This is a genomic window from Bradyrhizobium sp. (genome assembly GCF_049798375.1).
GTDB lineage: Bacteria > Pseudomonadota > Alphaproteobacteria > Rhizobiales > Xanthobacteraceae > Bradyrhizobium.
In genome coordinates this window covers 1-7,340 of the sequence record NZ_JBARGP010000361.1, presented here as the reverse complement: position 1 = coordinate 7,340, position 7,340 = coordinate 1, and the positions used below count along the sequence as shown (strand labels likewise).

The 7,340-nt window shown below is 65.7% G+C and carries 6 protein-coding genes and 1 pseudogene; 3 read left to right on the top strand and 4 right to left on the bottom strand.

The genetic code is table 11. The features are described from left to right. Positions 1–590: pseudogene (locus WA702_RS15170) on the top strand (tetratricopeptide repeat protein); the annotation flags it as partial. A gap of 16 nt (positions 591–606) precedes the next feature. On the opposite strand, the gene WA702_RS15165 reads toward WA702_RS15170, so the two are convergent. From WA702_RS15165 to WA702_RS15150, 4 genes are all read right to left on the bottom strand, one after another. Further along, positions 607–1,290 carry a DUF1223 domain-containing protein gene (locus WA702_RS15165; RefSeq protein WP_425111346.1) on the bottom strand — a complete coding sequence of 228 codons (684 nt, stop codon included), beginning with the start codon at positions 1,288–1,290 and terminating at the stop codon, positions 607–609. A gap of 88 nt (positions 1,291–1,378) precedes the next feature. Beyond that, the gene (locus tag WA702_RS15160) at positions 1,379–2,635 is read right to left on the bottom strand and encodes an adenosylmethionine--8-amino-7-oxononanoate transaminase (RefSeq protein ID WP_425111345.1); all 1,257 of its coding nucleotides are present in this window, start codon (positions 2,633–2,635) and stop codon (positions 1,379–1,381) included. Continuing rightward, positions 2,632–3,270 carry a dethiobiotin synthase gene (gene bioD / locus WA702_RS15155; RefSeq protein WP_425111344.1) on the bottom strand — a complete coding sequence of 213 codons (639 nt, stop codon included), beginning with the start codon at positions 3,268–3,270 and terminating at the stop codon, positions 2,632–2,634. The genes WA702_RS15160 and bioD overlap by 4 nt, the downstream gene beginning before the upstream one ends. After that, complete coding sequence (locus tag WA702_RS15150; protein ID WP_425111343.1) at positions 3,267–4,397, bottom strand: 8-amino-7-oxononanoate synthase; 1,131 nt, start codon at positions 4,395–4,397, stop codon at positions 3,267–3,269. The genes bioD and WA702_RS15150 overlap by 4 nt, the downstream gene beginning before the upstream one ends. Before the next feature lie 235 nt (positions 4,398–4,632). Between WA702_RS15150 and WA702_RS15145 the strand changes: the two genes are divergently transcribed. Together WA702_RS15145 and WA702_RS15140 are read left to right on the top strand one after the other, a co-directional pair. Continuing rightward, positions 4,633–5,643: a Gfo/Idh/MocA family protein gene (locus WA702_RS15145; protein WP_425111342.1), complete on the top strand. Its 1,011-nt coding sequence runs from the start codon at positions 4,633–4,635 to the stop codon at positions 5,641–5,643. Between the two features lie 60 nt (positions 5,644–5,703). Beyond that, entirely contained in the window at positions 5,704–6,855 is a 1,152-nt protein-coding gene (locus WA702_RS15140) for a DegT/DnrJ/EryC1/StrS family aminotransferase (protein ID WP_425111347.1), read from the top strand. Positions 6,856–7,340: the final 485 nt, after the last annotated feature.

Sequence of the window (7,340 nt, the reverse complement as noted above, 5' to 3'; positions counted from 1 at the left end):
ATGTGACCTTCGGCGTCTTCAACCGGATCGACAAAATCTCCGATCCGGCGCTCAAGGTCTGGTCGCGTCTAATGCAGCAACTGCCGGACTCAAGAATCGTAATCAAGAACGTTGCGCTCGACGATCCCTTCCTGCGCGACCGCCTCATCGGCCGCTTTGTCGCGCATGGCGTAGCGGAGAGCCGAGTCACGTGCCTGGGTTCGACGTCGCGCGATCAGCACATGGCCGCGTTCGCTGACATCGACATCTCGCTCGATCCGCTCCCGCAGAATGGCGGCGTCAGCACCTGGGAATCGCTGCAGGCGGGCGTTCCTGTCGTTGCTTTGCTCGGCAACAGCTCGGCCTCGCGCGCCGCCGCCGGCATCGTCACGGCGGCGGGACTCGGCGACTGGGTGGCCGAGGATGAGCAGGGCTACATCGCGATCGCGGGCCGGCATGCCGCGGATCCGGAGCGGCTCGCAAAGCTGCGCGCAGCGTTGCCGCAGATGGTCGCGACTTCTGCGGCTGGCAACGGCGAGCTCTATACGCGCAAGGTCGAGGAAGCCTATCGCAGCTTCTGGCGACGCTATTGCGAGAGAGCTTCGGCCTGACCGTCCTTATCCCGGTCTACAGCCTGGCCGCGCCGACGATGCGACCGTCCGAGGCTTCGATGAGCACCGCGGCATCTTCGCCTTCGGGCGTCTGTTCGGTGAGCCGCAGCGTTTTGCCCTGCCAGTCCGCCAACGGGCGCACCGAGCGCACGACGTTCAGCTCCTCAAAGGTGCGGCCGCCATTCTCGCCGCGGCGGATTGCGGTCTTGTGGTAGTGGTCGAAGCCCACCAGCAGCACGCGTCCGCGGCCCTGGCCCGGTCCGACCTCGACCAGCAACTGATTGCCGTCACGGCTGACCTTGACCGCCGCGGTGGTCGCCGCGGCCTTCGCGCGATCGATCGCGGAGCCGATCTCGTCGCGATACGAGCCGACATGGCTGTTGAGACCATCGACGACGATCTCGGGCGTGTAGGAGCCATCGCCAAAGCGGCCACCGTAACGGGCCTGCCGGTCGGTCGCGGCCTGAAGCGAGAACGGATCCTTCCAGCCGAGCCGGTCCCAATAGGTGACGTGAAAGGCGAGCGGCAGCACGTCATGCCGTTCGCGCGCCAGATCGTTGAGATAGGCATTTGCCGGCGGGCAGGACGAGCAACCCTGCGAGGTGAACAGCTCGACGACCACGGGGCGGTCGGCCGCATCGGCGATAGCAGGTGCAAGACCGAAGGCAACGACAAGCGGACTCAAGAGGCGCGACAGCATCGGAGGCTCCCATGTGGTTCGCATTCGTCTTCGCGGCGTCGGCCGGGCGCGTTACACGGTGCCGCTCACACGGTTTCGTGAGGAGTACTCAGTGATCGACATCCAGCGCTGCGATCGCCTCATAGACCGCACTTAGCTCGTCTGCGGTGCTGCAATAGGGCGGCATCAGATAGATCGTATTGCCGAGCGGCCGCACCAGCATGTCGCGCGCCAGGAAGTGGCGGTAAAGGCGGGGACCGATATCGGCGAGATAGCCGGAATCATTCACCACGAGATCCAGCGCCGCGATGGTGCCGAGCTGGCGGACATTCTCGAAACGCCGGTCATCGCGGAAGCGGTCGAGCGCCTTGGTGTGAACTTCGGCCAGCGCGGCGATCCGCTCCCGCACGGGCTCGCTTCGCCAAACCTTGAGATTGGCGAGTGCCGCGGCGCAGGCGATCGGATTGGCGGTGTAGGATGAGGAGTGAAAGAAGGTCTTGCGGCGGTCTTCGGCGTAATGTGCATCGAAGATCGCGCGCTGGCATAGCGTGACCGCGAGCGGCAGCACGCCGCCAGTCAGGCCCTTTGAATAGCAGGCGATGTCGGGCACGATGCCGGCCTGTTCGCAGGCGAACAGCGTGCCGGTTCGGCCCCAGCCGGTCATCACCTCGTCGGCGATCAGAAGCACGCCATGGTGCCTGCAAATGCGTGCCATCTCGGCCAGCACGGTCGGCTGATAAATCAGCATGCCGCCGGCGCCGAGGATCAGCGGCTCGACGATCAGCGCGGCGACGGGCCGTTCGCGACAGGCCTGGTCCAGCGCATCCAGCGTCTCCTGCTCGCGTCCCTGATGCGGGAAGGGCAGGCGGCCGACATCGAACAGCAGGGGATGATAGGGCGCGTTGAAGACGCCGCGTTGGCCGACCGACATGGCGCCGATGGTGTCGCCGTGATAAGCGCGTTCGAGCGCCAGGATATGGCGCCGGCCTTCGCCGGAATGCAGCCAGAAGCCGAGCGCCATCTTGAGCGCGACCTCGACCGCGGTCGAACCGCTGTCGGAGAAGAACACGTGTGTCAGCTCGGACGGCGTGATCGCGATCAGCTGCCGCGCCAGCTCCTCCGCCGGCGGATGGGTGAAACCGGCGAAAATCACCTGGTCGAGCCGCTCGGTCTCCGCCCTGATCGCCTGCATGATCGGCCGATAGCGATGGCCGTGGGTGATCACCCACCAGGACGAGATGGCATCGAAGATCCTACGGCCGTCAGCAACTTCCAGCCAGGCGCCATCGGTGCGGACGATGGCCGGGATCTCGCCATGCACCGCATGCTGGGTGAAGGGGTGCCAGACCGGCGAACTGGATATCATGCGGCACCTTCGAGTATCCGGGCGACATCGACATATGCGGCGAATGCAGCACGCAGCGTGCCGGCATCGAGCAGCGTGAGATGGGGCAGGCGGCCGAGATGCCGCGTGCGCCCCATCGCCACGATGGTCTGTTCAGAATCCGTGTTTTCGTCGCCGATGAAGGCGACTCCAAGCAATGGAATGTCACGCGCGCGCAGCGCGGCGGTCGACAGCAGCGTGTGATTGATGGTGCCGAGCGTGGTGCGCGCGCACAGCACCAGCGGCGCCCGCCAGCGCGCGAACACGTCGAGAAAGGTCACCTCGCGCGTCAGCGGCACCATCAGGCCGCCTGTACCTTCGATGACGAGCGGCTTTGGCGTTGCAGGCGGCTCCAGCCGGTCAGGGTCGATACTAACGCTGTCGATCTCCGCAGACAGATGCGGCGAGACCGGCGTGGCCAGCCGATAGCCCTCGGGCAGGATCCGTCCCGCCGCGAGGCCAGACAAGCGGCGCACGGTGTCGGAATCGGTCTCCTCATCGAGGCCGGATTGCACCGGTTTCCAATAATAGCCGTCGAGCGCGCCCGCGAGTCCGGCCGAGAATACAGTCTTGCCGATCCCAGTGTCGGTACCGGTGACGATGATTCGCGGTGTCACGACAGCCTCCTCAATGCCGTAGCCATCGCGTCGAACAGCTCGGAGATGACGTCCTCGCTCAAATTGGCCGACAGCGCGATGCGCAGCCTTGCCGTATCTTCGGGTACGGTCGGCGGCCGGATCGCACGGACGTCGAAGCCCTGCGCCTGCAGGGCGGAAGCCAGCGCCAGTGCTTTCGCATCGGCGCCGACGATGATGGGGAGGATGTGCGACGGCGATGCGTCGATGCCGCAGCGCGCTTTCAGATCGCGTGCGGCAAACGCAACCAGATGAGCCAGTCGTTCGCGACGTTGGGGCTCGCGCGAGATGCGAAGCGCCGCGCGCGTCACCGCCGCGATCAGCGGCGAGGGCGCGGTGGCGAAGATGAAAGGACGCGCGCGGTTCACCAGGAAGTCGCGCACGATTTTCGGGCCGAGCACGAAGGCGCCGGAGGTGCCGAGCGCCTTGCCGCAGGTATGCAGCGTGATGAGGTTGTCGCGGCCTTCAAACGGCGCGGCGAGGCCGCGTCCGTCAGGCCCCCGCACGCCGGTCGCGTGCGCCTCGTCGACCACCAGCACTGCGTAAAAGCGATCGGCGACCGCGACCAGATCGGCAAGAGCAGGGCTGTCACCATCCATGCTGTAGACGCTTTCGACCGCGATCCACGGCCGGCCACGTTCGCCCGCCTTGCGCCATTGCGCGAGCCTTGCCGCCAGGGCTTCGACGTCGTTATGCGGGACGCTTTCGTGGGGCGCACGGCAGTGGCGCAGGCCTTCATGGACGCTGGCATGGACCAGCTCATCATGGAGCACGATGTCGTCGCGCTGGGGCAGGGTCGAGAAGATCGCGTGATTGGCGCTGTAGCCGGCGCCGAAATACAGCGCGGCTTCGGTGCCGAAATGGCTTGCCGCCTCGGCCTCCAGCGCCTCGTGTTCCCGATGATTGCCGCGCAGCAGCCGGGACCCTCCGGCGCCGACCGGCACCCCGCGCGCGATCGCCTCGGTGGCGGCCTGTCGCAGTTCATCCGATTCGGCGAGCCCGAGATAATCGTTCGATGTGAAGTCGATACCAGTGCGGCGATGCAATCGACGGTAGCGGCCCCGTTCATCCAATGCACGAAGCTGGAGTTCGAACTCACCATAAGCCATTAAATCACGCGAACTCCGGTGTTCTACGGGGTGCTTGATGGCCGAGCATCCCCCGGATTGCAACGGGATTGCCCTAAAATCACCGTGTAATCATTTGAATCAAAACGTGTTTGGGTTCGTTTCGGGACCATTCGCCTGATCTGTGGCGGCATGCTAGAGAGCCGGAAACCAGTTGCTGATTTGCTTTCCGTTAATCATGGGACAGCGGATCCGACACATCGATGGGGTCGTTGATATGAGTTTCAAGGGGGCGGGCAAGGCCGAGCCGAAGCGGACGCTGCGCGTCGGCGTGATCGGTGCGGGCGTGATGGGAAGCAACCATGCGCGCGTGCTGGCTGGCCTGCCGGATGTCCATCTCGTCGGCGTCGTCGATCCCTTGCCTGCGCACCGCACCCGCGTCACCGAGCTTGCCGATTGCGCGACCTTCGCCAGCCTCGACGAATTGGTGGCCGAGGGCGTCGATGCGGTGACGGTGGCTGCGCCCACCCATCTGCATCATGAGATCGCGCTCGCCTGCATCGCGCGCAACATTCATCTGCTGGTTGAGAAGCCGATCGCCTCCACGGTCGAGGAGGGGCGGGAGATCGTCACCGCCGCCGAGCGTGCCGGCGTCACCTTGATGATCGGCCATGTCGAGCGCTTCAATCCGGCGGTCGCGGCGATCAAGAAGGCGATCGCGGGCGAGGACATCCTGTCGATCGCGATCACCCGCGTCGGCCCGTTCCCGCCGCGGATGTCCAATGTCGGCGTGGTGATCGATCTCGCCGTCCACGACATCGACCTGATCCGCTGGTTTACCGAATCGGACATCACCGAGGTGCAGCCGCAGCTCTCGAGCGCCGTTGCCGAGCGTGAGGATATCGCGCTGCTGCAGTTCCGCACCGCATCCGGCGTGCTCGCTCACATCAATACCAATTGGCTGACGCCGTTCAAGGCGCGCAATGTCACGGTTGCGACCCGCGGCAAGTACATCATGGGCGACCTGCTCACCCGTCAGGTGACCGAGTGCTTCGGCTTCAAGCCGGACGGCAGCTACTCGATGCGCCATCTGCCGGTCGGCCATGACGAGCCGCTCCGGGCCGAGCTGCTCGCCTTCTTGTACGCGGTGCGCACCGGCACGTCGCCGGCGGTCAGTGGCGATGAAGGCGTCGCCAGCCTTGCGATCGCCACGCAGTGCCTGGAAAAATCCTCGCATCGCATAGCGGCTCCCGCTGCCCGCAAGGAACCGCGTCGCGTCGCGGGCTAAGCGCTCCGTCACGCCAAACCATCCGATCCGATGTCCATGTCTCAACCTACGTCAGGCGCCATGAACCAGCATCTGCGGCAGCAGCCGATTCCCTTCATCGACACCGTCGCGCAGCGTCAGCGGCTCGGCAAATCGCTCGACGACGCGGTGGCGCGCGTGCTCACGCATTGCCAGTTCCTCGGCGGTCCCGAGATCACGCAGCTCGAATCCGAGCTGGCGGCGTTCTGCGGCGCCAAACATGCGGTGAGCTGCTCCAGCGGCACCGATGCGCTGTTGATGGTGCTGATGGCACAGGGCATCGGCCCCGGCGACGCGGTGCTGTGCCCGTCCTTCACCTTCTGCGCAACCGGCGAGGCGGTGGCGCTCACTGGCGCGACGCCGGTATTCGTCGACGTGCTCGAAGACACCTTCAACATCGACCCGGCCTCGCTCCGCCGTGGCATCGCCACCGCGAAGCGGCTTGGCCTGAAGCCGAAGGCCGTCATTCCGGTCGACCTGTTCGGCCAGAGCGCGCAGCACGATCTGATCGCCGCGGTCGCGGAGGCTGAGGGGCTGTTCGTGCTCGACGATGCTGCGCAGGGCTTCGGGGCCAGCTACCAGAACCGTCGCCTCGGCACTTTCGGGCTTGCCACCGCGACCAGCTTCTATCCGGCCAAGCCGCTCGGCTGCTTCGGCGATGGCGGTGCCATCCTCACTGACGACGCCGACCTGCTGGAAAAGCTGCGCAGCGTCCGCGTCCACGGCGGTGGCGGCGACAAATATGACAACATCCGGCTCGGCCTCACCGCGCGGCTCGACACCATCCAGGCCGCGGTGCTGATCGAGAAGCTCAGGATATTCGAGGACGAGATCGCAGCCCGCAACGTGGTCGCGAGGCGCTACACCGAGGGCTTGGCCGGCGCCGTGAAGGTGCCGCAGCTCGCCGAAGGCTGCACGTCGGTCTGGGCACAATATACCATCCGCCTGCCGAAGGGCTGCGATCGCGACGCGTTCCAGGCCGCGATGAAGGCGCAGGGCGTTCCGACCGTGATCTACTATCCGAAGTCGATGCACCAGCAGACCGCCTATCGCATCTTTCCGGTCGCCGATGGCGGCCTGCCGGTCAGCGAGCGGCTGTCGAGCGACGTCATCAGCCTGCCGATGCACGCCTATCTCGACGAGGCGACCCAGTCGCGAATCATCGAGGCCGTACGCGGCGCAGTGACGGGCTGAGGTCACAGTCATCGCTCACCTCGTCTCGCGGCCCCGCCGCGGGCGGGAAGGGGGTTCAAACGCCCCCGCGATCGTCATTGCGAGCGCAGCGACGTGTCCGCCATAGCCCGCAGGGCGACGGCGGAAGCAATCCGGAATCGCGTGCGTGACTCTGGATTGCTTCCGTGCCTCGCAACAATGGTGTTGAGACATGCGTTCACCTTCTCGCAGCGCGCATGACGCGTCCGAGCTTTGCCGTTGGGCCTGCCCTCTTCAAAAAAGGGCACGGGGAATGCCGGGCGCTGGCCGCACCCATGGCCCGCCTGCAGAAAAAGTGCAGGCGGCAGGTACCACAGGTTCAGCCGAGACATCCCGGCATTCCCCGCGCGGATGGTTGGAACGGCTGCTTCGCGTTCTCCCCGGTGCGCCGGGCTTGTTGGCCACCGTGACCTGCGCGACGCGCGAGCGTCGTCACAAGCTGGGCATCAGCATCGGGATGCCAGGAC